Origin of the sequence: Lysinibacillus sp. CD3-6 (assembly GCF_006351725.2) — a bacterium.
GTDB lineage: Bacteria > Bacillota > Bacilli > Bacillales_A > Planococcaceae > Lysinibacillus.
On the sequence record NZ_CP085880.1, the window covers coordinates 4,669,640 to 4,695,682 of the forward strand.

The window sequence follows — 26,043 nt, forward strand, 5'->3', positions numbered from 1 at the left end:
GTGCCTGGCACTAAAATGGCATCAAGAGTGAGCCTCTTGATGCCATTTTTGACACTCCGACCATATTAAAACGTTTCGATGAATAGTGTATTTTTAGCGTCCTCTGCGGTTAAATCTGAAAACGAAGAGGAGTGCAGCCACTAAAAATGAAAACGTTGCGGTTGCTGTTAGCACTGTGCTTTTATCAATTCCTGTTTCTTGAGTTGCCTGTCCATTTCCTTGGTTAGGCCCTCCATTTGCATCTGGACGTTGCATAGGACCTCCATTGGCTCCTCCGCCTTGTCCATTGCCCATGCCACCTTCAGGTATTTGTGAAGGGTCGAAGTCTTCTGGTAATTGGCTAGGATCGAAGTCTTCTGGTAATTGGCTTGGATCAAAATCGTCAGGCATTTGCATCTGATTGCCAGATGCCTCATCATTTGTATCGCCATTTGGCATAGCCATATTCCCTTGAGCAGTCGCACTTGTTTCTACAACTAATTCACCTGACAGTTGCTTTAAGATGGATGCAGAACGTTGTTTAGCAAATTCAGGTAGACTATTATCCCCTGATACACCCTCTAAAAACTGTTCCGTTGTATAAAATTTTGTAGGATCTGCTTCTTCATAGCTTGTTAATAGCATTGCTAAATTGTTTGTAATCGACTGTATATAATCTTCTGTTAAATAAGTCGTTGCGAGTTGTTCTAAATAACTTTCATACTTAGCTCGATACGTTTCATTAGACAATAGCGCATTTAAAAGCGGGCGCTCTTCAAGAGTTGTCCCAGATACAGGCGTAGTTACGCTAAAGTTAATTGCACTATCTGACATTAAATTGCTAGACATTCCGCCAACCATGTCGAAGTTCCCTTTATTGCGGTTAGCGTTTTGTTGTCCATCTTGTGTCTGTTCGCCATTTGACTGGTCTTCTTGTGGTTGCTCACCGTTTGGCTGACCACCTTGTGCTTGCTCTCCATTTGCTTGACCTTCTTGTGATTGCGTTACTGCTGGTATGTCTGCATTTTCATCCGTCTCGCCTTCAGGTAATTCCTTATTAGTATTCCCTCGCATTTGATTTGGATTGCCGCCGCCCATTCCACCACCGCCAGCACCAAAGCCACCGAATGACATATTATAATCCCACGGTATTATAGAGAACACTCCATTATTTTCATACAAATAATAGTTGTGTTTCATATTCCCTTGGTAACTATCTAAATTTACTAGCGCGGTATTAACAGCAAAGTAGCGTAGCATTTCATCGACATCAATATACTTCTCAATATCTCCGCCGTTATTTATCGCATCTAACATTTCTGTTAGCTTCGAGTTTTCAACATTGTCTTCATTTGTTTTTAAACCAATTCCAGTATAATCAGCAATATTATCGCTAATATATTTTAAATCACTGCCTGTACCATCTGGTTTAAATAAAAATCCGTTATTGGAACCGTAATTGTTTGCTAAAAATGTTTCATCAACCGCTTCTACTCCAAGATATAAGCCACGTTCTTCTCCATTCACTGTCACATACATATAAGAGTGGGCAGGTGTTGGTAAGCCCATTTTTTCCATCAGCTCATACGAAATATATTCCCGCATTAAAGTTGAATCACTGTAGTTATTGTTTAAGTTTAGTTTTTTCAAGCCGTATAAGCTTTTAGTATCATCGTAATAATCAAAATCAACTTTTAAGCTATAACGATCAGAGTCGCTATTGACAACAGAACGTAGCGATAAATTTCCTTTTGTACGAATCGCTACATTTTCTATTGTCTTACCGTTTATCGTAATATCGGCTTGCTTTAACTCCTCATCAGCAGCGTTTTCTAGCATGTCCTCCCAGTCTTCGTCAGCTATTTCAATATCAACAGTTGTTACTTTGCTTTTATTGAACACCAGTGTCTCATAGGAGAATTCTGTATTTTTCGTATCAATGCCTAAGTTTGGAAGCACAGCAACCATCACGCCAAAGAGTAGGAGGAGAATCGCCATACTAGTATAGACAATTCGATTTTTAATCATTGACTGCACCTCTCTTGCTCGTAGTTAGAAAGCTATTGTTCACTATCATTACGCTGTGAAGTTACCATCGTAGCTAAGCATAATTGCTGATTTTACACCAGGTACTTTTGTTAAATTGTCCATAAACTTTGCGTCGTTTTGCTTCACGCGAATTTCATATGTTGTTTCGATTTCGTCATTTTGAATGATGGATTTTGATTTTAACGCATACTTTTTAGACTGTGCAGCAATGATTCGCTCCACTTCTTCACAAGCTAAATCTTCTTCAAATTTCACAATTAATAAGTAAGGATTTTCAATCGTAATTTTATTCACTAATACTAGTAGCACGAGACCAATCAATATTGCGCCAATAATTACAAGTGGAATGAATCCTGCTCCACAAAGAATACCTGACACGATTGCCCAGAAAATATAAACTAAATCCATTGGATCCTTTATAGGTGTACGGAAACGAACAATTGATAGTGCCCCTACCATACCAAGTGACAACAAGACGTTTGAACTAATACCCATAATAACGAGCGATGTTGCCATCGTCATAATGAGCAACGAAATATTAAAGGAATGCGAATAGATCACACCATTAAAGGTTTTCTTATATACTGCGTAAATAAATAGCCCAACAAAGAAAGCAACAACTAGTCCAATAATTGAATCTGTTAATGAAAATGATGTTGTTTTCTCTAGAAAATTCGATTTAAAAATATCACTAAAATTCATATTATCCATTTTTCATTTCTCCTTTTTATACATGCATACGGCTAAGCTGGTATTTTGAATATGCTTCAGCACGTGTATCCACTGATTGTAGTAAATACTTAATAACATCTGGTAAATACTCATCGTATTTCACTTCTAAAATGACAAGATTCGGTTCCAGTACATCTACCATAGGTAGGTTTTTACTGAACATATCTGTATTGCGAAGGCTTGACTGCACTTTACTGTCGAACGTTACACGTACAGTGCCAAAGGGATAAATGTACGCCTCACGCTCATAATCGACAACGGTCGTCGGCTTAATTTGGTGATATTTCATCTCGTGAAATAATTCCCGTATTAACACGCGATCATCATTTTCCATCCATGCAATTTCACCACTACGCATTTTTTCGTACTCTGTCTGTGTAATGACACACTTCGTTTTGAACGTTAAATTATTACGCTTACTTTTACGCTCTAAATTCACCAAAGCAGCGGATTTTCCATAAATTCGTACTCGGTATTTATCACGATTAATAAACCCTTCTTTTTTTTCATTCAAAACTTTGTTAGCAAAATTATCGAAGTATGTGCTTCGAATTAAATATTTACCGTCAGGACCCGCATTATGATCCAGCTTCATCAAATGCTGAATTTTGCTTTTTAAAAGTGCGTAGTCTGGATATGAGATTGCCTGTTTAATTTCCTTGCGACCATTTGGATTAAATGACGTCAGTTTAGGCATGATATTTTCTCCTTCCTACTATTTCTTTTCAATTTTGTATTGCTCTTGTTTTTCAGCTAACCAAGTCGTATATTCTTCATTGATACGTGTTTCCAATACTGTTTCATAAATTTCATCTTTAACATCTTCAAATACGGCTTCTTCTGCTGGCACTTTACCTGTCACTTTAATAATGTGATAGCCTTCTGCTGACTGTACTACGCCACTAACGGCCCCTTTTTCAAGAGCGAATGCAGCCTCTTCGAACTGCTCATCCATCTGACCGCGGCTAATATAGCCTAAATCGCCGCCATCTTCACTCGTATCTGTATCAACTGAATAGGCTTTCGCTAGCTCTGCAAAATCCTCGCCAGCTGTTATTTTCGCTTCAACCTCTTTTGCAGTTGCTTCATCTTCAAGGAAAATATGACTAGCTGCAACTTGTTCTGGTTGACCGTAGTCATCCTTATTTTCTTCAAAATATTGCTTTAATTCCTCATCTGTAATGTCAATGCTTGCCGCAATAACATCTTTCGTCATCAGATACATGCGAATATTATCCTTAACACTTTCCTTTGTCAGACCATTTGCATCGAGTGTCTCTTGTAAGGAATCCTCTCCACCATAAGATTCTACAAGCTCATCATATTCCGCTTGAATGGCGTCATCCGATACGGTAATATCCTCTTTTTTCGCCTCAAGCTCGATAATTTTATTGTCTATGAGTGTGTTTAACATGTCTGTGCCATATTGACTGCGCAATGCCTCATCTAACTCTGTCTGGAGAATCTTCTCACCGTCCACCGTTGCCACATAATCGCTACTCTCTCCACATCCAGTTAATAGCATTGCTAATGCAACGGGCACAGCAAATATCTTGATAAACCTTGAATTTATAGTCATTCTCTATAACATCCTTTCGTTTATTTTCTCGTTTACATTGCTTACTATAAAGTGCTTATGTGTCAGTCAGATGTCAGCTTTACAATTCCTTCAAAAATTTTTACATTTCTATTAGTGAATCTTTAGACTATCTTCACAAATTCATATCTTTTTATATACAGCACAACAAAAAAAGCCACCACGCTATTACAGCGTAGTAGCCTTTAATAAGGTTATTTCAAAGCATGTTCCTGATGGATTACTTTCAACTAAACGTAAATCTCCACCAATCGATTGCGCCATCATTTTACTTAATGGTAAGCCTAAGCCCAGTCCTCGAACAGTGTATTTTTTATTTTCTCCTCTATAAAATCGTTCGAAAATAAATGCCTGATCCTCCTGAGATATTCCGTTCCCCGTATCCTTAACAGCAATTATGACACTATCAAGTTTTTGCTTTAATGTAATGGTCACTAATCCTTCCTGCATTGCTTGCTTTGCATTTGTTAAAAGGTTGGTGAATATTTGCTGCATTCGTACAACATCTGCCTGGACTTGCACTGAATCCAGAAGATAATTGACCTGTATTTTAACGTTTTGATCATCCTCCATCACTTCCCACTGTGCTACAGCATCACGTACCAAATGATTGACGTTCACTGTGACGAGCTTAACAGGAATAGCATCTACTGCAAAACTATTAAAAGCTAGTAAATCTCCAACCATCGTTTTCATTTTCGTCGTTTCTAGCAGGGCCATTTGAATAAATTCTTCAGCATCTTTACCAGTTACAACATCATCTCTTACAGCCTGCAAAAGTCCACTAATAGATGTTACAGGCGTTTTTAGCTCATGTGTCACACCTGCAAGCAGCTCAGTTCGTGTTCTCTCTAATTGTTCAAGCTTATTAGCCATTTCCTTAAAGGATGTAACAAGCTCGAAAATTTCTTCTTCTTTATTATATTGAGGTAAATCAAATGTATAATTGCCTTCTTGAACTTGTTTAGCCGCTTCAGCTACTTGCTTAATTGGACGTACTAAACGCTTCGATAAAAAGTAGATTGCTCCCCAGCCTAGGACAGCAAGTGCTCCAATTAGTAAGGCCAGTTGACCATATTCTTGTTGCACTTTCGTCAAATTATCCTTTTTCTCTAGCACTAGCACCCATCCGACTACACTATTGTCCTTTTCAATTTTCTTTTTCACGACATATTGAACCGTCTTTTTGCCATCTGTTTCGACTAGTATCTTCTTCGTACCCTCTTCACCATCTAAAAAGTTAGCCACATTATTAGCGCTTCCTGGTGGCATTGGTCGATTACTTGTCAGAACATTACCTTTTACATCAACGACATATAAAATCGGATCAATTTCTCTCATACTAAAGCGTTCGCGATTACCGATAAAACCTGGAATACCGTCTGTAGGCGCATTATTGGAACCTGTTGTATCCGTCAAACGATATACCGTTTCTTCTGCTAAAAAGTTCATTAAATCAAGTCGATTCTCAAAAGCTGTATGACGTATCCAGCTAGCAGAAATTAAAGAAATAATAGCTAGCCCTATAAAGAGCGTAAGTAAATAACGGCTCGTCCAATAGTTAAGTAAGGAAATTCGCTTATTTTTTTTGAACACTTAACTGATACCCCAATCCCCGTAATGTTTTAATCTCTCCTTCTGTTTCATCCCAGTCTATAAGTGCTTTACGTAATCGCTTCACCGCTAAATCGACGGCTCGATCACTGCCCTCATATTCCCACCCCCATACATGTTCGATAAGCTGGTCTCGAGTGAATGTTTGGTTTGGATGTTCTGCTAAAAATAAAAGCACCGATAAATCTCGTGGTGTTAACACAATTTCTTGCCCATTGAGGTGCACTTGATGCGCCTGCATATCAATTTCCAACTGCCCGAATCGCTTCTTTAACGTTGTCTCATTTTTACTTTCAGCTCGCCTTAATACAGCCTTTACTCGCGCGACAACTTCATCCGCAATAAATGGTTTAGGTATATAATCGTCTGCACCTTGATCGAAACCTTCTAAACGATAATTTACATCCCCTAATGCAGTTAGCATAATCACTGGACAAGCGCTCACATTGCGAATTTCTCGTAAAATTGTCCAGCCGTTTTTTTCTGGTAACATAATATCCAATAGTACTAAATCAGGCTGATGTTCCGTAAACAATTCGAGTGCCCGACCACCAGTAAAGCATTGGACAACTTCATAACCAACCTTTTGCAAATAGGCCTTCAATACTTGGCTAATTGCGAATTCATCTTCTACTACTAATATTTTGGTCATCATTTTCACCCCGCCGCGGCTTGTTGATTTTTTATTATAGCATCTGTTTATGTCAGCTAAATGTCAGCAAGCTCCACAAAAGAATGCAATATGTCATTTTAAAATCCGACTTGTACAATACTTCATATAATCTATCTATCCAATGTACTTATAGAGAAAAGTTATTTTTCTTCAATTGAATTTCTGCAATTCTGTTGACAATGGCTTCTTAGGACACTTATCATTGATTGCGAATGATAATCATTGATAATTCATTCAATTGTAGTTTAATCTATCTATAATAAAATGATTAGGGGGTAAAAGTATGATTATTGTTACAAATCGTATTCAAGTAAAGCCTGGCTTTGCTGCAAAAATGGCACCGAACTTTACGAAACCAGGTCCTCTACAACAGTTTGAGGGCTTTCATAAAGTAGAGGTATTAATTTCGACAGACGATCCTACATATGACGAAATGAGCGTCAATATGTACTGGGAGTCGAAGGAACATTTCCAAGCTTGGCGTAATAGTGATGCTTTTGCTGCGGCACATCACCGTCCTGAACCCGGCTCTGAAGGTGCAAAACCTGAGAATAGCCCAATTATCGGCAGTAAAATTGTTATTGCTGAGCTTGCTTCTTCTATTGAAGCACAAAGCTAATAACGAATTGTAAACCTCTTAAATATCTTCTGATTCTATCTAAAAAACCATGCATATTTCTAGAAATATGCATAGTTTTTTTATATTCTGAGTGACAGTCACTCAAACAATTTTGAATATTCCCCAGGTAATACAAATTCAAGTGCCAGTCACGCACACAATTATTGAAACACGACTACTAAAATATAGCCAACAACTGATAAACAAACAGAACCGATTAATCCTGCGATAAATGCTTTAATACCTAATTGCTTAAAGGTTTTAATTTCTACATTTAACCCTAACCCTGCCATCGCCATGGCAATTAATATATAGGCACAGCTCACAAGTGTTTGCGCAACTGCAGGTGGTACAATCCCTAATGAATTAATACCGCTCATGACTAAAAACCCTAGAATAAACCAAGGAATGATAGATAGCGAAAATGCTTTCCCTCCTTGTTCTTTATCCCTTCTTTGATACATAATACCGATTACAATTGCTACTGGTACAAGTAATGCAACGCGAGTTAATTTTACAATGACCGCCATATCAACAGCCTCATCACCGCCTGCAGCCGCAGCTGCTATGACGTGCGCTATTTCATGTAATGTCCCACCAGCAAAAATACCATATTGCGTCGGTGTTAAACCGAAAATCGAATACAACAGTGTATAAACAAGTGTAAATACTGTACCAAGCAACGCTACGATTGCTGCACCTACTGCTGTTTCCTTTTCATTCGCTTTAATTTGAGGTGCAATCGCCACTACAGCCGCAGCTCCACAAATAGCTGTTCCGCAGGCTGTTAAAATGCCGAGCTTTTTATCTACATTCAATACCTTCGTTAAGCCGTAAACGACAAAAAGTGCAAATACTAAATTGATAAATGCAATAAGAAATACGCCTGCCCCTGCATGATAAATATCAGCCAAGTTTAAACGCATACCAAGCAAGATAATACCGAAACGCAATAGTTTTTTACTAGAAAATGATATACCCGTTTGCCACGCATCTGGTACACTAAACGCTGCTCTCCAAGCCATCCCTAGAATAATTGCTATTACAAGCTGCCCTAGTATCGAGAAGAAAGGAAATGTCGAAATATACTTAGCCACTAAGGCAAGCCCCAACGTCAAAATAATCCCCTTCACAAAGGGTGGCGTTAAGAATTTCTTAATCCCTCGTTGTTGATCCATGCTGTCCACTTCTTTCATTCTTTATGAATATTACTTTATAAAAAAGGTAATCATTAGTAAAATACATATATATAATTGCTATCATTAATTTTTTTAATAGTAAGGAGGGCATAAGATGCAATACGATGCATTAAAAACTTTCGTTACATTAGTTGAAGTAAATAATTTCACAAAAGCGTCAGAAATTTTACATATTTCCCAACCTAGTGTAAGTCTGCATATTAAAAACCTTGAACAAGAGTTTCACACGACCTTATTTATTCGCTCACCTAAGTCTGTGCAAATTACACCAACTGGTGAAATCTTGTATAAACGCGCAAAGCAAATTATAGCCATTGCAGAGGCTGCACAGGAAGATATTTTAGCCTATCATCATTCCATTCAAGGAACGCTCATTATTGGGGCAAGCTTTACAATTGGTGAAAATATTTTGCCATCTATATTGTCAAAGCTTCAACAACAATTTCCTCAATTAGAGTTACAAGTTATTATTGGCAATACCGAAGAAATTATTCAATTTACTAAGCTATTACAAGTAGATATTGGACTTATAGAAGGTCAAGCACATGACCACGAGCTCATCATTCAGCCATTTATGCAAGATGAATTATTTATCGTCAGTGCAAGCAACCACCCCCTTGTTGAGCAACCGTCCATTACTATTTCACAATTACAACGACAAAAATGGGTTGCTCGTGAAGCTGGCTCAGGGACACGCAATTATTTAGACCATCTATTTCGAACGAACGGCCTGCAAGTACATTCACTTCTAACCATTAGTAGCAATCAAGGCGTAAAAGAAAGTGTTATCGAAGGACTTGGCCTGTCTTTACTATCTGGCAGTGTCATTGAGCGTGACATTCGGAATGGTGATATTGCCATTTTGCCACTAACAGAGCAACGTTTTATGCGGACTTTTTCTTACCTTCATTCGCCGACGATGAAAAACAAACGAAATGTGGAAGCACTTATTGAATTTATTACGAAGAAACATGAGGCATAAAAAAAGCTTAGCTGGCTATATTCTAGTCGCTAAGCTTATTTTAATGTTCTTGGGTTTATCGGTTTCCGAGCCTGTTTACGCTCGATAATCTCTATAAATTTTGTAGCAGCTCGGGACAATGGAACGCTTTTTAAATAGCACATACCAATGCTACGGTTTGGGATGCTTTCTGTTAATGGCAGCTCATATAGTAGCCCTCGCTGTAAATAATCCTGAGAAAACTCTTTTGTTACACAAGCAATTCCTAAATTACTACGTGCAAATTCTAGCACTAAATCATGGGAGCCGAGTTCAAATTCAGGTGCAATTTGAATTCCTTTCGACATTAAATAATTTTCTACATAGTTTCTTGAGTTTGATTTTTTCTCTAGAAAAATTAGCGGAAACTTAAGTAAATCCTCAAAACGTAAGCTCTTTGATTGCAGTGTTTTATATTTCTCTCCACATACGAAAATATCCTGTATTTCCGTGCATACTGTTAATTGTAGGCTCACATCTTCTATCGGAAAATTACAAAGCCCTACATCGACTTCACCAGATTTAATAAAGTTACATATTTCCGATGTCGTGCCATTTAACATCTGTAGCTTAATATTCGGATACATCGTATGAAATGCCTCAAGATATGGCATTAAAAAGAAGCGTGAAATCGTATCACCTACACCTATTTTTAATTGTCCTGTCGTTAAGTTTTTAAATTCTAGAAGTTTTTCCTCTCCTGCATCTAAAAGACCTAATGCCGAGTTTGTATATTCGTACAGCAACTTTCCCTCTGTCGTTAATGTTACTCCTTTTGGTGTACGATTGAAGAGTCTCGTTCCAAGCTCTTTTTCTAATTGCATCATTGCTTGGCTAACTGCTGGCTGCGTCATAAATAAATCTTTAGCCGCTTTAGAGAAGCTACTATTTTTAGCCACCACACTAAAAACACGATATAAATCTAATTTCCCTATCATATAAGTACTCCTTATAGCTATTATACGAACTATTAATTTTACTTATATCATTAACTCAGCGTATAGTAAAATCATATTGATTTTTATTCATATTAATTAACTTAACATATAGCTTTTTATGAGGAGAGATTATTTTGGAACGTGTAGTTGGTACAGTTGTAAGAGGTCTTCGTGGTCCTATTATTAACGAAGGCGATAATATTGAACAAATCGTAGTAGATACAGTGTTAAATGCTGCTAAAGTGGAAGGCTATTCAATTGAAGATCGTGATATTGTAACAGTAACAGAGTCAGTTGTTGCTCGTGCACAAGGTAACTATGCATCAATCGATGACATTGCAGCGGATGTAGCTGCTAAATTTGGCGACGATACTGTTGGTGTTATCTTCCCAATTTTAAGCCGTAACCGTTTTGCAAACTGCCTACGCGGTATTGCAAAAGGCGTTAAAAAAGTTGTTTTAATGTTAAGCTACCCATCTGATGAAGTTGGTAACCACTTAGTTGATATCGATGAACTAGATGTGAAAGGCATTAACCCTTGGACAGATACTTTAACTGAAGCTCAATTCCGTGAGCATTTCGGCTATAAAAAACATACATTTACAGGTGTCGATTATATTGAATACTACAAAGAATTAATCGAAGCTGAAGGTGCTGCATGTGAAGTCATCTTCTCAAACAACCCAAAAACAATTTTAGACTATACAAAAAGTGTACTAGCATGTGATATTCACACTCGCTTCCGTACAAAACGTATTTTAACAGCAAATGGTGCTGAAAAAGTATTCTCATTAGATAACATTTTAGCTGTTTCTGTAAATGGCTCAGGCTTTAATGCTGAATACGGCTTACTTGGTTCAAACAAAGCAACAGAAGAAAGTGTAAAACTATTCCCACATACTTGCCAACCAATCGTTGATGGTATCCAAGCAAAAATCAAAGAAGCTACTGGGAAAACAGTAGAAGTAATGGTTTATGGCGATGGCGCATTCAAAGATCCAGTGGGTAAAATTTGGGAGCTTGCTGACCCAGTCGTATCACCTGCCTTTACTGCTGGCTTAGATGGTACACCGAATGAAGTGAAATTAAAATATTTAGCAGATAACGATTTTGCTGATCTTCGTGGTGAAGAATTAAAAGCAGCTATCTCTGAATATATTCAAAATAAAGACGAGGATTTAACTGGTCAAATGGCCGCTCAAGGTACAACACCTCGTAAATTAACAGACTTAATCGGTTCTCTTTCTGACTTAACTTCAGGCTCAGGCGACAAAGGAACACCAATGATTTATATTCAAGGTTATTTTGATAACTATACAAAATAATACGCTTAAATAGATAAACACCTGCCTGTATAGGCGGGTGTTTTCGTTTGCAGATGACTACTGGCGTTGATTTCCGTTACGGTTGGACGCTTTTCTCGGGCACGCTGTAAGCCGCAACGCTGGCTAATGCGGGGTGTGTTGCGTCTTACATATTGTGCTGTTCCCGCAGGAGTCGCCGACCTCCACTCCAATCAACTCCTGTTACATTACATCGACTCAATAAAATACCCGCCAATAATGGCGGGTATTTTTTATGGACATAATGTCCGTGCGATATTTTCAAAATAGCGTACACCGTAAATAAGGGCTTCTTCATCAATTTTAAAGCGAGGATGATGCAATGGATAGGCTTCACCAAATTCATCGTTATGCACCCCTATGAACTGCATAGAAGAAGGGACAGCCTCTGAAAAGTCTGCAAAATCTTCTGTACCAAACATGGGTGCAGGTAATTCTTGTACATCCGCTCCAACAATATCACCCGCTATGCGACGTGACAAAGCCGTTAGCTCCTTATCGTTTGTTACAGAAGGACAGCCAAGCTCCCACTTAATCTCTACTGTCGCTCCGTGCATGGATGCTATACCATTTACAATCTTTTCTAAATGACGACGCGCATCGACACGTACTGTCGCATCTAGAGAACGTATTGTACCACCTAGCTCAGCAGTATCAGCAATAATATTTAATGCTGTGCCACAATGGAATTGTGCTACCGTTAAGACAGGTGCATGGATGCTTGGTACTTTACGCGACACGATTGTTTGTAGTGCAACGACAATTTCCGAACCAATTAATAACGGATCAATAGCTACTTCAGGCATTGATGCATGGCTACCACGTCCATAAATCTTAATCTCAAAATCATCTGCGGCTGCTGTAAACTTCCCATCCTTCATGGCAAACTGACCTACTTTATAATCAGGGCTAACATGTAATGCAAATGCATAATCTACGTTTTCCGTAATCCCTAAGGAAACAAGTTGAGCAGCTCCCCCTGGTGTTACTTCCTCTGCATGTTGGAAAACAAAGCGAATTTCACCATTAAAATCTGTTCCGCGCTCGGCTAATGCTTTTGCAGCTCCCATTAACATAGATGGATGTGCATCATGCCCACATGCATGCATAACACCTGGATTTTTTGATTTAAACGGCAAATCAGTCTCTTCCTCAATCGGCAAAGCATCGATGTCAGCACGCAATAAAATAGTATGACCATTACCATCTGTCTTTGTGCCTTTTAAAATTGCACAAACACTCGTTTCCGTTAAGCGATTCACTTCTAAATGTGGGAATGTTATTAATTGATTATAAATATAGCTTGCTGTTTCATATTCTTGATGTGATAACTCTGGATGCATATGTAAATGCTGTCTCCAGGCAATGACTTGTTGTTTTAAATCTGTTGTTTCTATCATTTTCAAATCCTCCTATCAAACTACTAAGTTAAAACGGTCCATAATTCATAGCATGTGCGATTATTAGTAATATTATTGCTAAAGTAGTTTGAATTGCGAAGTATGGGAATACCCATTTAAACCATTTAGAGAATGGTATACCCGCAATTGCTAGACCTGCTAATAATACACCACTCGTAGGAATGACCATGTTTGAAATGCCATCTCCAAATTGGAAAGCCAATACTGCTGTCTGTCTTGATACCCCAATTAAATCTGCTAACGGTGTCATAATTGGCATTGTTAAAGCAGCTTGTCCACTTCCTGATGGGACTAAGAAGTTTAAGCAAAGCTGTAATAAGAACATGCCCACCGCATTAATAGAAGCAGGTAATACACTTACTGCATTCGCTACAAAATGTAAAATCGTATCAATTAAGCCACCAGCCGTAGTAATTACTAAAATAGTTTGAGCAAATCCTATGATAAGTGCACCCTCTACCATATCTCTAGCTCCAGAAATAAAGCCTTCAGCCATTTGATTCGGACTTATTTTACAAATAACTGACATAATGATACTGCTTAGTAGGAACACGCCACCAATTTCACTGATATACCATTGGAATTTAATAACACCAACGATTAATGCGACAAAATTCGCTAATAACACAAGCAATGCTAATAAGTGGCGTCCACTCATTTTAAAGTCTAAAGATATTTCAACACTTTCTTCTGGCTTAAATTTCCCGTAAATTCCTTTAGACGGATCTTTTTTCACTTTTTTTGCATGGCGTATAATATAAATTACTGTTAAAAGATAAAAAACAAAAAATACAATAATTCTATAGGACATACCCGAATACATTGGCAATTCAGCTATTGTTTGGGCAACTCCGATGTTAAACGGATTCGTAATCCCCGATGTAAAGCCAGTGGCTAACGTCCCTAGCATCACGATTGCAAATCCTGTTATGGCGTCCATTCCAAGAGCCATCGTTAGCGGAATAATAATCGCAATGTATACGAGCGTATCCTCTGCTGAACCGATTAAAGTTCCTAAACTACCAAAGATTAAAATCAGTATAGGAATCAGTACATACTCCTTCTTGCCAAACTTCGAAGCCATTACTTTAATAAATGAATCAATAGCTCCCGTTTTTTGCATGATACCAAGTGCTCCACCAAATAAAAATACAAATAAAATAATGGAGGCACCTTCTAGCAACCCTAAATGGACACTATTAAATATTTGAAGAAAGCCAACTGGACTTGAATCAATATAGTGAAATGATTCTGGATCCACTACCATTCGACCATTACTCTCCACACGATCGTACTGACCTGCTGGAATAATATACGTAAGAGCACTCATTACTAAAATAATGATAAACATTAAAACAAATGCATTGATTCCTTTAATTTTAGGCTCTTCTAAATTATTATCTTCCTGTAGATTTGCCATTTTCTCTCCCCTTTACATTCGTAATATGAAATTCTTTCAAAAGTAGAAACTTGCTACATTAACAAGAAACTACTCCACCCCCTTTTCCATTGTACGGAAATATATTCCGACAAACGGAAATATATTAGTAAAAATATAAAAAAATAAAACTTAAATGTCAATATTTTTTGATAATTCTGTTTAATAAGGCGTGAATGTTTTATTCACAATACAGCACAAATTTACTACTTTAACTAATTAAAGCATTGTAAATTATATGTGTTTTATTTTAGAAAACCGTAATTCTACGCATTGGGAAAATTGTCTGAGTACTAATATTTCCCTTTTTTGAATACACGACATTACTTTATTTTCAGTAACTTTCTATCATCTAAAAAAGACTGTTCCATTTTCGGAACAGCCTCTTTAGAAGAACCAACTATGTGATAAAGTCTTAAGCCTCTCATTTATTACAGAAAGACAGCCAAGCTCCCATTCAATCTAATTGCAATGGGCTATATTTTAAGTAGCTTGATATTAGTAATAAACTTATAAAAAAAGAATCTATTATTCTGACAACAAATATTCCGTAATTTAAAATTGAAACATAGTCTATAACATACCAAACAATAACTAATACTGATGTCACTAGAAATAATGTTGACCAATATATGAGTTTACGCTTAATACAAACATTGGTATTTTCATGCCTTTGCGATAAAGCTCTAAAATACAAATAACCAATTATAAAAATTATTCCAATTAAAGTACTACCATGTTGTAATAACTTATACAAAGGTATTTCAAAATCATAAATCCTATAGATTTTGGTAAAAACTGCAGGGAAATTAAGCACCATATACCCATTTATATGAGTAAAGGAATCCCACACTACATGAGTAAACATGCCAAACAGTGCAGAATAAATAAAGACTACTAAATTCACCATTATATTAGAATCTACTTTTTTGGTATAAGTATCTTGAAGTAAAATAGGCAAATGACTAACTAAGGTTTGGTGAATAAAGAAATGATATATAAAGTAGATTAAAGCTACTAATGGTAGATTTAAAGTAATAAAACCTATAAAAGTATGCCCTATTTCACCCTGAGGTTGACCTCTTAAAAAATATTCAAAGTCTGGAGACATGCTACCGAAAACCATTGCAGAGAAATTAATGTATTTGCTTTTTCTGGAGAACAGCAAGACGGCAGCAGGATGTGCAAAAGTGAGTGGCATTGTTTTAAACCCCTTTTGTAAATTTATCTTTTGCTGTAAGTTCTCTAAATTTTTTCGATAAACTGTGAAGTTCAACTCCATGTTATGCCTACAATAGGTGAAGACAATATAGTATAGGCATACTATGATTAGACCCCTTTTTTCAAGTAAAAGTATAAATTCTATATTGAGCATTGACAATCAAAAAACTCAATAATCGGTCGAAAAGAGATATACAACGATGGGAGCCACATCTCTGCCACTATAAGACGTTTAACTAGACTCCCTAGTACAGAACCTTAAATATAAAACGTATAGTCCTCTGGTGTTACACGCTTTAAAAACTTTTTCGTGCGCTCCTCTTTCGGACTAACGAATATATCATGTGGGCTTCCCTCTTCCACAACAACACCACCGTCCATAAAAATAACGCGGTTTGCTACATCCTTTGCAAAGCCCATCTCATGCGTTACAACAAGCATTGTAGTGCCCTCTTTTGCAATGTTTTTCATAACGGTCAAGACTTCTCCTACTAACTCTGGATCAAGCGCAGATGTCGGTTCATCAAACAAAATAATATCTGGATTCAAGGCAACTGCACGAGCTATACCAACACGCTGCTGTTGACCACCTGATAACTGACTTGGATAAGCATCATATTTTTCCGATAACCCCACTTTATCGAGCGCTTTTTTGCCGATTTCAATGGCCTCTGCCTTTGCTATTTTCCGACCAATAACAAGCCCTTCTGTAACATTTTCTAAAGCTGTTTTATTCGTAAAAAGGTTGTAATTTTGGAATACAAAAGCGACACGTTGTCGAATAGCATGAACATCCTTCTTCTTTACATTTTGAAAATCCACATCAATATTTCCAAATGTCGCATGCCCTTGATCGGCCTTTTCCAAAAAGTTAATGCACCGCAGTAATGTCGTTTTACCTGAGCCACTCGGACCCAAAATTACGACTACATCCCCTTTATCAATCGATAAGTCTACACCTTTTAAAATTTCATTGTTGCCAAATGATTTATGAATATTTTTGATTTGTAACATGAATATCACCCCTTAGGCATTTGCCATTTTGTATTTGCTCAAATGTTTCTCGTACCGCTTAAATAAGTATTCAACCGTACTACATAAAATTAAATACACTATGAAAATATCAAGATATGCTTCCACATAATTGTAGCCAACATTGGCAGCAACTTTAGCCTTCAGTGTTATTTCGGGCAATGACATGGCATAGCCCAATGACGTCGCTTTTATTAAATTCACTGTGGCTGTACAAATATTCGGCATTGCTACTACTAGAGCTTGTGGAATAATAATTCGCCGATAGGCTTGAAATGTCGTTAAACCGACCGCATGCGCTGCCTCCAACTGGCCCTTTTCAATAGTACTTAACGCCGAGCGGAATACCTCTATTAAAATTGCTGTTGTACTAAAAGCAAAGACAATGAACGCATACCAAATCGGATTGATTTTATAAATATCGTAAGTAATATGATATTTTTCAAAAATCATTTTTAGTAAGAGTGGAATGCTACTATAAATAATGAAAATCTGAATAATAATCGGAGTACCTCGAACAAAGGATACATAAATTTTTGCTAGATGATGAATGATTGGAATTTTGTTAATGCGTGTTAGCGCTAATAAAAATCCCAGTGGTAGGGCAACGAGCAACGCAACGACTGTTACAAGGAGTGCGATCGGTACACCAGATAATGCCACAAAAAAGGTTTCAACTAAAAATTGATAGTTCATGATTACGCCTCCTTACGTCGTTTCTAACGTTCTTTTTCCCTTGCCAAAAAACTTTTCCAACATAGCAAAGAATTTTTCAATAACAATCGATAGTACCCAATAGACAATCGCAAGTGCAATATATATTTCTAGTGCATGCGCATTGATATTACTCGCTATAATTAAATTCGCTTTCCCGACAATATCGATTAACCCGATTGTGTAAGCTAATGCTCCCTCTTGTAATAACGCAATCATCCCATTCCCAAAGTTCGGCAATGCAATAACAAGTGCTTGTGGGAAAATAATACGGCGATATGCTTGGAATGGTGTTAACCCTACGCTGACAGCCGCTTCATACTGCCCCTTGTTAATTGCCAAATATGCTGATCTAATGACTTCTGACATAATTGCAGCAAACTGCAATGTGAATGTTACGACTACAAAGAACGCTGTTTCTATCGAATGAAGATTTAAACCGATATTTTCCGCTAATGCAGGTACGCCGTAATATACAAGAAATAATAGAACGATAGACGGCGTACAACGCATAATCGTTGTATACAAATTCGCTATTTTTTGTAACACTTTCTTTGAACTTAACTTTGCAGCAGCTAATATTAAGCCGAAAAATGTACCTAATACAATAGAAGAACCAGCAACTAAAAAGGTGATTTTTAAAAACGGCAATAATAAGGGAATAGCGTTCCAAATGTACGATGCATCAAAATACTTCTCCATTTCCTCACCAACTTTATAAAATGTCTTCACTAAAGGCTGCTATGAAACAACACCTTCATTCTCCGTTTATTAAGAAAGACTGCTGAGTATGTTGACTCAGGCAGCCTTTAAAAAAGTTATCGATTAACGTTTTCTAACACTTCAAATAAATCACGGCCATAAAATTCTTTACTTAATTCACTTGTTTTCTTTTGCTCCTTAATTTGGGCAACCGCTTTATCGTAAGCATCTGCAAATTCTTGCTCTTTTTTATTGAACAGTGGCCATGTTTTAATCACTGCAAATTCGTTGTAAACAACTTCATCTTTTAAGTTATGATAAGCCCCATCATCGGCTAATACTTGCTGTTTAAATGGCCCTTCAATCATGACGCCACCATCAACGCGACCTTCATTTACCCATTGCACAACATCAACAGTGAATGCATCACCAGCTTGTAATTTAACTTCGTTAGTTGGATTGGCTTTGTTGTACTCATCAATAATTGTATACTGTGCATTGTTAGCAGCGATTGGCGCTAGTGAATAGCCCTTCGTTGCAAAATCTGACAATGTTTTTATACCTTCATCTTCTTTACGTAGCACCAAACCTGCACTACTTAACCCTAAAAACTCTTTTGGGAAAATAAACTTTTCAGTTCGCTCCTGTGTAAAGAATGCATTTTTTACACCTACTTGGTATTTCCCTTGCTCTACACCAATTAGTAAATCATCACTTGTAGTTCCTACGTATTCAAACTTGTATTCAGGTAATAATTCATCTACTAGCTTCATTACTTCCACATCATATCCAGTTGGATTGCCCTTATCGTCAATATAGCTAATTGGCTTAGAAGCTTGATCGTAAGCTACTTTTACAGTACGAACTTTAACCCCATCTTCTGTTTCATTTTTAGATGCTTCGCCAGAACTGCAACCTGCTAAAATAGCAAGAGAAGCTAACCCGACTGCGGCAAATTGAAATAATTTTTTCTTTTGTTTGAACATATGTCATTTCCCCTTAATCTCAAGTAATTTTATTATTGTTCCTTTAGTTTCTGCTGCTCAATAGCAGCTGTTGCTAGTTTTATAATTGTCATATCATCCATTGGTGGGTTATGTAACCCTGCACGCACATTGCGATAATAGCGCTGTAGTGGATTCGTAAGCTGCAAACTTTTTGCTCCGACGACACGCATCGCTTTATCTACAATATCAATCGCGAGATTTGTCACCGTGTGCTTTGCAACCGCCATCTCATTCGTTAAAGTAGCGCGTCTAGCTGGATCATCATAAGCCTCTGCTACTCCATAAAGTACAAAGCGTGCCTGATGAAGCTTTAATTCAATATCACCTAATAGCTGCTGTACATTAGGTAATGTACTAATTGGGGCATTTAAGCTATTTGGTTGATGATGATTAGCAAAATGTAACGCATAGTCACGAGCGGCCTGTGCAATCCCTAAATAAGTTGCTGGAATATGTAAAATCCAGCCATTAATTTTGCCGCCACTTGGATGATTCGGCAATTCTACTAAATAGTTTTTAGGGACAACGACATTCTCTAACACTAAATCATGACTGCTTGTGCCACGCATTGCAGACATTTCCCAGTTTTCTACAATGGATAGCCCCGTTACATCTTTATGAATAAGGAAGAAGCCGATTTGTCCCTTTTCTTCAATCCAAGCAGAAGTTAAAAAATAATCGAGTACAGGTGAAGCAGTCGTAAATATTTTACGGCCATTTAATAACCAGCCATTATCTGTAGATACAGCTGTAGTACCAGGGCGACCACCTCGTGTCGGACTACCAGTTGCTAATTCACTGACCGCTCGATTTATAATGGCACCTTTTTGTACTTCCAAGGCAAACGCTTGGAGAATATCGTCTGTCCATAGTTTCTTGTCATATATTTCGCCAACAACGCCAAGTGTCCATCCTAGTGAAAGAGAGGCGTTTTCGTCGTAGCTAGCTAGCGTTTCTTGAACGAGTATCATATCGTAAACAGATAATCCCTCTCCGCCATATTCTTTCGGTAATGTTAGTTTTGGATAGCCGATCTGTAATAGTAGCTTATGTGCCTCAAATGGAAAGCGCGATTGCTCATCGACTGCTACAGCCTCAGATTTAATTGGCTCCGCAATTGTTGCAAGCTGCTCCAACCAGTAATGCTGGCGCTCAGTTTTAATAAATAACTCTTTCAAGAAAATCTCCTTCTTCCTAAATTATATAAAACATATATATTTACTAAGGATTAATGTTGAAAAAAAATCTCCACCTACATTTGTAGTGAGACCACTTTAGTACTGAATTTTCTGATTCATTGACATTATGATACGTTCAACATCTTTAATTGTCAATGGTTAATTACAAGTTTTTTTGTAAGAATTATAGGGTTTTGCTTTCTCCTTATTTCAGCCCTTTATTTTATGCACCAAGCTGTATTTAAAACATATGCTAACACTAAGAAAGAGGTGTATAAATGACCAGAAATATTAATCCGTCTCCAAGTACTGTAAACATTACACATATAGCTCCTCAAATTATTCAAACGAAATTTGGAGATATAAATGGTGATGGCTTTTTTGATACGGTTTTTTTAATGGGTACTAAGACGACAGACAGTCCGTTATGGCGTAATGTGACACTTGTTGTTTTTTACGGACAAACAAGACAATTCCAACAAATTGCGCTGAAACAAAACGTTGGATATAACCCTACGATTTTTCTAGGCGATCTTACAGGGGATCATATAGAAGATATTCTTGTTATTTCTGATACTGGTGGCAGTGGTGGGATAATTAATGGCGAGATTTTTTCCTCGAGAAACGGAACATTACTTTCAATATTTGATACCGAGTCATTTAATAATAAGCTAACTTACTCCGTCAATTATTTAAATAACTATAAAGCGTCTGTCAGTAGCACAAATCCTAAAAAACGATATATTCTTGATTTAAGTTATAAAGGACCTGATTATTTAGCGGAAATTTATAATAAAGATGGCACGTTAAAGCAACCGATTGAAGGCTGGGTTGATCCTATTAGTGGTTTATACCCTGTTGATTATGCTCGTGATGGAACATATCAACTATTAGCCTATCAGGAAATTGCAGGCAGATATCATGCAGATGGATTAGGCTATGTTGAAAACATCTTAAAATGGAACGGTCAAGAATTTGTAGTTGATCGTCAAACGGTTTCCATATTTGGCGAAGATTTAGCATAAAAAGTGAATAGCGCTATAAACTAAAAAGTCCGCATACATTTCTGCGAACAAAGCATAAAACAAAAGCCTTTTGAGAAAAACAAAGGCAGTCTTACGCTATGTTCAACAGAAAGCAAAGCGGATTTTTATTTTTATAGAACATTTTAATGGCTCTAAATATTATTTTTCAACTAAAGCGAAGTAATTATTTTCGTTATCGGCGAAGTTAAAGACTCTCCCCATTGGCATCATAACTAAGTCCCCCACTTTAATGCCTTTCGTTTGGAAATCTTGATACATCTCCGTTATATTGTCGGCGTAAAACATTATAGAAGGTGTTCCTAAATTTAATTCGGGTTCCATTTTAGCAATCATTTCTTTGTTGTGTAGAACGAAGGTCGTTTGTACGCCTTTTTTTGGAGCAATTTCAATCCAGCGCATTTCTCCCTCCTTATTGTCCGCTACTACTACAAAGCCAATTTTCTCAGTCCAAAACGCTACCGCTGCATCTTGATCATTTACATATAGCATTACTTGTCCAATTTGTTGAATCATGACAAAACCCTCCCTTTTGAACAATAGTATACATCAAATGATAATTTATATGTCTTTAGTAGCCATGATTTTTAATGAATTTTTGAGATTTTCTTAATTATCTTAATAAAATAAATACTGATAAAGACTTAACTTTTGTTTTTTTTTTGTTAAAATGAGCTAGTCATCTATTATTTACCTTCTTGGGAAATGTATAGAACAATAATATTATAGTGAGGATAACAAACGTGACAAAACTAAGTTTACGAAAAAAGCTCATTTTTTCATTCTTAGCAATACTTCTCATCCCTACATTAATCATTGGTATCATTTCATACCAAAGTGCGGAGAAGCAAATTTCTAAGGAACAGCAAGCAAGTGCAACCGAAAGTATTCGAATGCTTGATACGAATATTACAGGTACGATTAAACCAAAGATTGAAGACATCCAATATTTCACTAAGAAAATTAACCAATCTTTTTTACAAGAAAGTAAAGTTCCAGAGCTTAAATCGCTATTACAAGAATACGTAAATATGCACCCAGAGGTCGAGCTTGTCTACCTCGGCACGAGTGAAGGAAACATTATAGATGAGCCTGCACAACAATACCAAAGTGACTTTGACCCACGTACAAGACCTTGGTATACCCAAGCATTAAGTAATAAAGGGCAAATCGCCATTACACCACCTTATATTTCTCAAGCATCAGGTGCTATGGTTATTACGATTACACAAGCTTTACCAGATGGCTCCGGTGTTATTGGATTAGATCTCAATATATCGACACTTAGTGATATTACTAATGATATTCACATCGGGAAAACGGGCTTTGCCTCACTTTTAGATAACAACAAAACATATATTTCTCAACATGATAAAGAAAGTGGTTCACAAGCTAACGAAAGCTATATTTCAAAAATTTATGAGCAAGATAGTGGCACAATTGTTGAAAAGGATCGTCAGCTACAATTTATTACCAATGAACTAACAGGTTGGAAGCTTGTTGGTACAATGTTTTCAGCTGAAGCAACAAAAGCTGCCGCTTCAACCTTTAATATCAACTTAATCATTATTGTTATTTCAATTATTGTCGGCGTTGTGTTTATGCTTCTGATGATTAAATCCATTGTGAATCCGATTAATCGACTAAAGCATAGCGCGATTAAAATTAGCGAAGGCGATTTAACAGAATTTATCGAAATACATTCTAAGGATGAAATTGGACAGCTTGGAGAGGCTTTCGTTTCAATGAAAGTTAATTTGAAAAAGCTTATTCGCAATGTTGATCGAAGCGTCCAACATGTGCAAGCATCTGCACACGGATTATCTGCGCATGCAGAGCAAAATATTGCTTCTTCAGAGCAAGTTGCACAGGCAATGCAACAAGTAGCAATTAGTGCAGAAAGCCAGACAACAGGTAGTGACCAAAATGCTATTTCTATTGAGGAAATTGCACAAGGCATTGTGGAAGTGGCCGATAGCGCTATGCAAGTGACAGATCTGTCTAGCACCGCTATTGTACAGGCAGAAGAAGGTGGTCAATCTGTTGAACGCACTGTCAACCAAATGAATTCCATTAATGAATCGGTTGCACAATCAGACAGAATGATTAAGTCACTTTACGATCGTTCGAAAGAGATTGGTTCCATTTTAGAAATTATAAGTGCTATTTCTGATCAAACGAATTTACTAGCTCTTAATGCTGCTATTGAAGCTGCTAGAGCAGGTGAACAGGGTAAAGGCTTTGCTGTAGTGGCCGATGAAGTAAGAAAATTAGCAGAGCAATCACATCAATCAGCAGAGCAAATTTCTTCGCTTATTACTGGTATTCAGCAAGATACTGCTAAATCTGTGGAAACGATGGTTAAAGCATCTTCAGATGTACAAGAAGGGTTACAGTTATCCGAAGACACAAGCAAAAAATTCGCTAGCATTACTGACAGTTTACGTAATATTGCACCAAAAATGGAGGGTATCTCAGCTTCCACGCAAGAAATTTCTGCCGTAGTGGAGGAAGTTTCAGCAACGGCTATTGAGTTAACCGACCATGCTAAACTTAATGCTGCGGCTTCAGAGGAAGTTGCCGCCTCAACTGAGCAAACATTATCCTCAATGCAGGAAATGACTGCAGCTGCAAAAGCTTTACTCGATATGGCAGACGAATTGCAAAGCTATGTAAACCGTTTTAAATATTAAAAAATAGCACGATGATCAAAGGTTACCCTCTGTTCATCGTGCTTTTTATATCATGATTTAGCTTTTTCTTCATGGCTAATCTGCCATTCAATTCCATATTTATCAGTTAGAGACCCATAACATTTACTCCAAAATGTTTCTTGTAGTTCCATCGTTACTTTGCCACCTTCTTTAAGGCCCTCAAATGCTTGTCGTAATTGAGCTTCATCATCAGACACAACAGCTAATGTGACGTTGTTGCCTATTGTAAATGGTGAACCTGGGAATGTATCAGAAAACATTACCGTGCTTCCTAAAATGGATAATCGCGTATGCATAACGAGATTTTTTGCTTCTTCTGGTAATGGATAACTTGGATCACTTGGTGAATCGCCAAATGTCATAATTTCAGCCTTGTCCGTATTAAACACATTTTCATAAAATGATACAGCCTCACGACAATTGCCATTAAAAATTAAATACACCTCTACCGCCAATTCCACCACTCCTTTGAATTTTCTGAAACAATTATATTGTACTTAGATTACGAACGATAAGCTAGTCCTATCATGTGAAATCCTGTATAGTTTTACTTTTTCAATTACATATTATACTTATTAAAATGTTTGCGATTTTCTATGTTTTTGATACTTTCTTGTCTCCTCCTACATATTTTTTATTTATTTTGATAAAATCTTTGACTTTTACTTAAAAATCATGTAAATTACCAAATGGCGAACAATTTAAATTAAACATTTAAAAATATTCGTATTTTAGGAGTGTATATAATGGATAACGTATTTGACTATGAGGATATTCAACTAATTCCCGCAAAATGTATTGTAGAAAGTAGATCACAATGTGATACATCTGTTACTTTAGGTGGACATAAATTTAAATTACCTGTAGTTCCTGCAAATATGCAGACTATTATTGATGAAAATATTGCAGCTAAACTAGCTGAAAACGGTTACTTCTATATCATGCACCGCTTTAATCCAGAAACACGTATTCAATTCATTAAGGATATGCAAAATCGTGGTTTAATCGCTTCGATCAGTGTTGGTGTAAAAGAAGAGGAATATGCATTTGTAGAAGAGTTAGCAACTGCCAGTTTAGTTCCTGAATTTATTACAATTGATATTGCACATGGTCATTCAAACGCTGTCATTCGTATGATTCAGCATATTAAAAAACATTTACCAAACAGCTTTGTTATTGCTGGTAATGTTGGTACACCTGAAGCTGTGCGTGAACTTGAAAACGCTGGTGCTGACGCTACTAAAGTCGGTATTGGACCAGGTAAAGTTTGTATTACAAAAATCAAAACAGGCTTTGGTACTGGTGGCTGGCAGCTAGCAGCATTACGCTGGTGTGCAAAAGCGGCAACTAAACCGATTATTGCTGACGGCGGTATCCGCACAAATGGTGATATTGCTAAATCTGTTCGTTTCGGTGCTTCAATGGTTATGATTGGCTCTTTATTTGCAGGTCACGAAGAATCACCAGGTGAAACAATCGAAATCGATGGTAAATTAGTAAAAGAATACTTCGGCTCTGCTTCTGAATTCCAAAAAGGTGAGAAGAAAAATGTTGAAGGTAAAAAAATGTTTGTAGAACATAAAGGTAGCCTACAAGATACGTTAACTGAAATGCAACAAGACCTTCAATCTTCTATTTCTTATGCAGGTGGTACTAAGCTAGAAGCTATTCGAAATGTAGATTATGTCATCGTCAAGAATTCAATTTTTAACGGCGATAAAGTATATTAAGATTTTTTAAACATCTGTTTTGCAAAAACACTTAAATAGACAAAATATCTCGGAAGCTCTACTTTCGAGGTATTTTGTTTTTTTTATAGAGGAACGGTGG

At 37.0% G+C, this 26,043-nt stretch carries 24 protein-coding genes; 6 read left to right on the forward strand and 18 right to left on the reverse strand.

Annotated elements, in window-relative coordinates; all coding sequences use genetic code 11:
* Positions 1–93: 93 nt before the first annotated feature.
* From FH508_RS23230 to FH508_RS23255, 6 genes are all read right to left on the reverse strand, one after another.
* Positions 94–2,007 (reverse strand): CotH kinase family protein, encoded by a 1,914-nt coding sequence (locus FH508_RS23230; protein ID WP_173479226.1) that lies wholly within the window; start codon positions 2,005–2,007, stop codon positions 94–96.
* A 48-nt stretch (positions 2,008–2,055) separates the two neighbouring features.
* Positions 2,056–2,739, reverse strand: a complete 684-nt coding sequence (locus FH508_RS23235; RefSeq protein WP_173479225.1) for a DUF4956 domain-containing protein — start codon at positions 2,737–2,739, stop codon at positions 2,056–2,058.
* Positions 2,740–2,755: 16 nt separating this feature from the next.
* Entirely contained in the window at positions 2,756–3,457 is a 702-nt protein-coding gene (locus FH508_RS23240; protein WP_173479224.1) for a polyphosphate polymerase domain-containing protein, read from the reverse strand.
* 18 nt (positions 3,458–3,475) lie between these two features.
* Positions 3,476–4,339: a peptidyl-prolyl cis-trans isomerase gene (locus FH508_RS23245; RefSeq protein ID WP_173479223.1), complete on the reverse strand. Its 864-nt coding sequence runs from the start codon at positions 4,337–4,339 to the stop codon at positions 3,476–3,478.
* A 186-nt stretch (positions 4,340–4,525) separates the two neighbouring features.
* On the reverse strand, positions 4,526–5,953 hold the full coding sequence (locus FH508_RS23250; protein WP_173479222.1) for a sensor histidine kinase: 1,428 nt from the start codon (positions 5,951–5,953) through the stop codon (positions 4,526–4,528).
* On the reverse strand, positions 5,937–6,623 hold the full coding sequence (locus tag FH508_RS23255) for a response regulator transcription factor (protein WP_173479221.1): 687 nt from the start codon (positions 6,621–6,623) through the stop codon (positions 5,937–5,939). The genes FH508_RS23250 and FH508_RS23255 overlap by 17 nt, the downstream gene beginning before the upstream one ends.
* A 304-nt stretch (positions 6,624–6,927) precedes the next feature.
* On the opposite strand from FH508_RS23255, the gene FH508_RS23260 reads away from it, so the two are divergent.
* Complete coding sequence (locus FH508_RS23260) at positions 6,928–7,263, forward strand: heme oxygenase (protein WP_173479220.1); 336 nt, start codon at positions 6,928–6,930, stop codon at positions 7,261–7,263.
* Positions 7,264–7,424: 161 nt separating this feature from the next.
* On the opposite strand, the gene FH508_RS23265 is transcribed toward FH508_RS23260, so the two are convergent.
* Positions 7,425–8,441: a YeiH family protein gene (locus FH508_RS23265; protein ID WP_139860285.1), complete on the reverse strand. Its 1,017-nt coding sequence runs from the start codon at positions 8,439–8,441 to the stop codon at positions 7,425–7,427.
* Between the two features lie 115 nt (positions 8,442–8,556).
* Between FH508_RS23265 and FH508_RS23270 the strand changes: the two genes are divergently transcribed.
* Positions 8,557–9,444 (forward strand): LysR substrate-binding domain-containing protein, encoded by an 888-nt coding sequence (locus FH508_RS23270; protein ID WP_139860283.1) that lies wholly within the window; start codon positions 8,557–8,559, stop codon positions 9,442–9,444.
* A gap of 35 nt (positions 9,445–9,479) precedes the next feature.
* On the opposite strand, the gene FH508_RS23275 is transcribed toward FH508_RS23270, so the two are convergent.
* A complete protein-coding gene (locus tag FH508_RS23275) occupies positions 9,480–10,400 on the reverse strand; it encodes a LysR family transcriptional regulator (protein WP_139860281.1) in 921 nt (306 codons plus the stop codon).
* Between the two features lie 134 nt (positions 10,401–10,534).
* On the opposite strand from FH508_RS23275, the gene FH508_RS23280 reads away from it, so the two are divergent.
* On the forward strand, positions 10,535–11,725 hold the full coding sequence (locus FH508_RS23280) for a coenzyme F420-0:L-glutamate ligase (protein ID WP_173479219.1): 1,191 nt from the start codon (positions 10,535–10,537) through the stop codon (positions 11,723–11,725).
* A 251-nt stretch (positions 11,726–11,976) separates the two neighbouring features.
* Here the strand turns inward: FH508_RS23280 and FH508_RS23285 are convergent, their stop codons facing one another.
* The 8 genes from FH508_RS23285 to FH508_RS23320 all read right to left on the reverse strand — a co-directional run bounded on the left by FH508_RS23285 (position 11,977) and on the right by FH508_RS23320 (position 20,456).
* Complete coding sequence (locus tag FH508_RS23285; RefSeq protein WP_173479218.1) at positions 11,977–13,143, reverse strand: M20 metallopeptidase family protein; 1,167 nt, start codon at positions 13,141–13,143, stop codon at positions 11,977–11,979.
* Positions 13,144–13,171: 28 nt separating this feature from the next.
* Positions 13,172–14,584 (reverse strand): YfcC family protein, encoded by a 1,413-nt coding sequence (locus FH508_RS23290; RefSeq protein ID WP_139859599.1) that lies wholly within the window; start codon positions 14,582–14,584, stop codon positions 13,172–13,174.
* 475 nt (positions 14,585–15,059) lie between these two features.
* Positions 15,060–15,884, reverse strand: a complete 825-nt coding sequence (locus FH508_RS23295; RefSeq protein ID WP_228134204.1) for a DUF4184 family protein — start codon at positions 15,882–15,884, stop codon at positions 15,060–15,062.
* Positions 15,885–16,081: 197 nt separating this feature from the next.
* Complete coding sequence (locus FH508_RS23300; protein ID WP_139859597.1) at positions 16,082–16,837, reverse strand: amino acid ABC transporter ATP-binding protein; 756 nt, start codon at positions 16,835–16,837, stop codon at positions 16,082–16,084.
* 12 nt (positions 16,838–16,849) lie between these two features.
* Positions 16,850–17,551, reverse strand: coding sequence for an amino acid ABC transporter permease (locus tag FH508_RS23305; RefSeq protein WP_139859594.1), 702 nt, complete (start codon positions 17,549–17,551; stop codon positions 16,850–16,852).
* Positions 17,552–17,563: 12 nt separating this feature from the next.
* On the reverse strand, positions 17,564–18,301 hold the full coding sequence (locus FH508_RS23310) for an amino acid ABC transporter permease (RefSeq protein WP_228134205.1): 738 nt from the start codon (positions 18,299–18,301) through the stop codon (positions 17,564–17,566).
* Between the two features lie 86 nt (positions 18,302–18,387).
* Positions 18,388–19,257 (reverse strand): transporter substrate-binding domain-containing protein, encoded by an 870-nt coding sequence (locus tag FH508_RS23315; protein ID WP_173479217.1) that lies wholly within the window; start codon positions 19,255–19,257, stop codon positions 18,388–18,390.
* Between the two features lie 32 nt (positions 19,258–19,289).
* On the reverse strand, positions 19,290–20,456 hold the full coding sequence (locus FH508_RS23320) for an acyl-CoA dehydrogenase family protein (protein ID WP_173479216.1): 1,167 nt from the start codon (positions 20,454–20,456) through the stop codon (positions 19,290–19,292).
* Positions 20,457–20,734: 278 nt separating this feature from the next.
* Between FH508_RS23320 and FH508_RS23325 the strand changes: the two genes are divergently transcribed.
* Positions 20,735–21,481, forward strand: a complete 747-nt coding sequence (locus FH508_RS23325; RefSeq protein WP_173479215.1) for a hypothetical protein — start codon at positions 20,735–20,737, stop codon at positions 21,479–21,481.
* 159 nt (positions 21,482–21,640) lie between these two features.
* Here FH508_RS23325 and FH508_RS23330 read toward each other — a convergent pair whose 3' ends face one another.
* Complete coding sequence (locus FH508_RS23330) at positions 21,641–22,015, reverse strand: VOC family protein (protein WP_173479214.1); 375 nt, start codon at positions 22,013–22,015, stop codon at positions 21,641–21,643.
* A gap of 227 nt (positions 22,016–22,242) precedes the next feature.
* On the opposite strand from FH508_RS23330, the gene FH508_RS23335 reads away from it, so the two are divergent.
* Positions 22,243–24,192: a methyl-accepting chemotaxis protein gene (locus FH508_RS23335; RefSeq protein WP_139860514.1), complete on the forward strand. Its 1,950-nt coding sequence runs from the start codon at positions 22,243–22,245 to the stop codon at positions 24,190–24,192.
* A 50-nt stretch (positions 24,193–24,242) separates the two neighbouring features.
* On the opposite strand, the gene FH508_RS23340 is transcribed toward FH508_RS23335, so the two are convergent.
* Complete coding sequence (locus FH508_RS23340) at positions 24,243–24,668, reverse strand: VOC family protein (protein ID WP_139860512.1); 426 nt, start codon at positions 24,666–24,668, stop codon at positions 24,243–24,245.
* A 291-nt stretch (positions 24,669–24,959) separates the two neighbouring features.
* Between FH508_RS23340 and guaC the strand changes: the two genes are divergently transcribed.
* The gene (guaC, locus tag FH508_RS23345; RefSeq protein ID WP_173479213.1) at positions 24,960–25,943 is read left to right on the forward strand and encodes a GMP reductase; all 984 of its coding nucleotides are present in this window, start codon (positions 24,960–24,962) and stop codon (positions 25,941–25,943) included.
* Positions 25,944–26,043 lie beyond the last annotated feature (100 nt).

Excerpts from the sequence above, each read along its gene's own strand:
- FH508_RS23230 (WP_173479226.1), bottom strand. The coding sequence starts at position 2,007 with ATGATTAAAAATCGAATTGTCTATACTAGTATGGCGATTCTCCTCCTA.
- FH508_RS23235 (WP_173479225.1), bottom strand. The coding sequence starts at position 2,739 with ATGGATAATATGAATTTTAGTGATATTTTTAAATCGAATTTTCTAGAG.
- FH508_RS23240 (WP_173479224.1), bottom strand. The coding sequence starts at position 3,457 with ATGCCTAAACTGACGTCATTTAATCCAAATGGTCGCAAGGAAATTAAA.
- FH508_RS23245 (WP_173479223.1), bottom strand. The coding sequence starts at position 4,339 with ATGACTATAAATTCAAGGTTTATCAAGATATTTGCTGTGCCCGTTGCA.
- FH508_RS23255 (WP_173479221.1), bottom strand. The coding sequence starts at position 6,623 with ATGACCAAAATATTAGTAGTAGAAGATGAATTCGCAATTAGCCAAGTA.
- FH508_RS23260 (WP_173479220.1), top strand. The coding sequence starts at position 6,928 with ATGATTATTGTTACAAATCGTATTCAAGTAAAGCCTGGCTTTGCTGCA.
- FH508_RS23265 (WP_139860285.1), bottom strand. The coding sequence starts at position 8,441 with ATGGATCAACAACGAGGGATTAAGAAATTCTTAACGCCACCCTTTGTG.
- FH508_RS23270 (WP_139860283.1), top strand. The coding sequence starts at position 8,557 with ATGCAATACGATGCATTAAAAACTTTCGTTACATTAGTTGAAGTAAAT.
- FH508_RS23275 (WP_139860281.1), bottom strand. The coding sequence starts at position 10,400 with ATGATAGGGAAATTAGATTTATATCGTGTTTTTAGTGTGGTGGCTAAA.
- FH508_RS23285 (WP_173479218.1), bottom strand. The coding sequence starts at position 13,143 with ATGATAGAAACAACAGATTTAAAACAACAAGTCATTGCCTGGAGACAG.
- FH508_RS23290 (WP_139859599.1), bottom strand. The coding sequence starts at position 14,584 with ATGGCAAATCTACAGGAAGATAATAATTTAGAAGAGCCTAAAATTAAA.
- FH508_RS23295 (WP_228134204.1), bottom strand. The coding sequence starts at position 15,884 with ATGGAGTTGAACTTCACAGTTTATCGAAAAAATTTAGAGAACTTACAG.
- FH508_RS23300 (WP_139859597.1), bottom strand. The coding sequence starts at position 16,837 with ATGTTACAAATCAAAAATATTCATAAATCATTTGGCAACAATGAAATT.
- FH508_RS23305 (WP_139859594.1), bottom strand. The coding sequence starts at position 17,551 with ATGAACTATCAATTTTTAGTTGAAACCTTTTTTGTGGCATTATCTGGT.
- FH508_RS23315 (WP_173479217.1), bottom strand. The coding sequence starts at position 19,257 with ATGTTCAAACAAAAGAAAAAATTATTTCAATTTGCCGCAGTCGGGTTA.
- FH508_RS23325 (WP_173479215.1), top strand. The coding sequence starts at position 20,735 with ATGACCAGAAATATTAATCCGTCTCCAAGTACTGTAAACATTACACAT.
- FH508_RS23330 (WP_173479214.1), bottom strand. The coding sequence starts at position 22,015 with ATGATTCAACAAATTGGACAAGTAATGCTATATGTAAATGATCAAGAT.
- guaC (WP_173479213.1), top strand. The coding sequence starts at position 24,960 with ATGGATAACGTATTTGACTATGAGGATATTCAACTAATTCCCGCAAAA.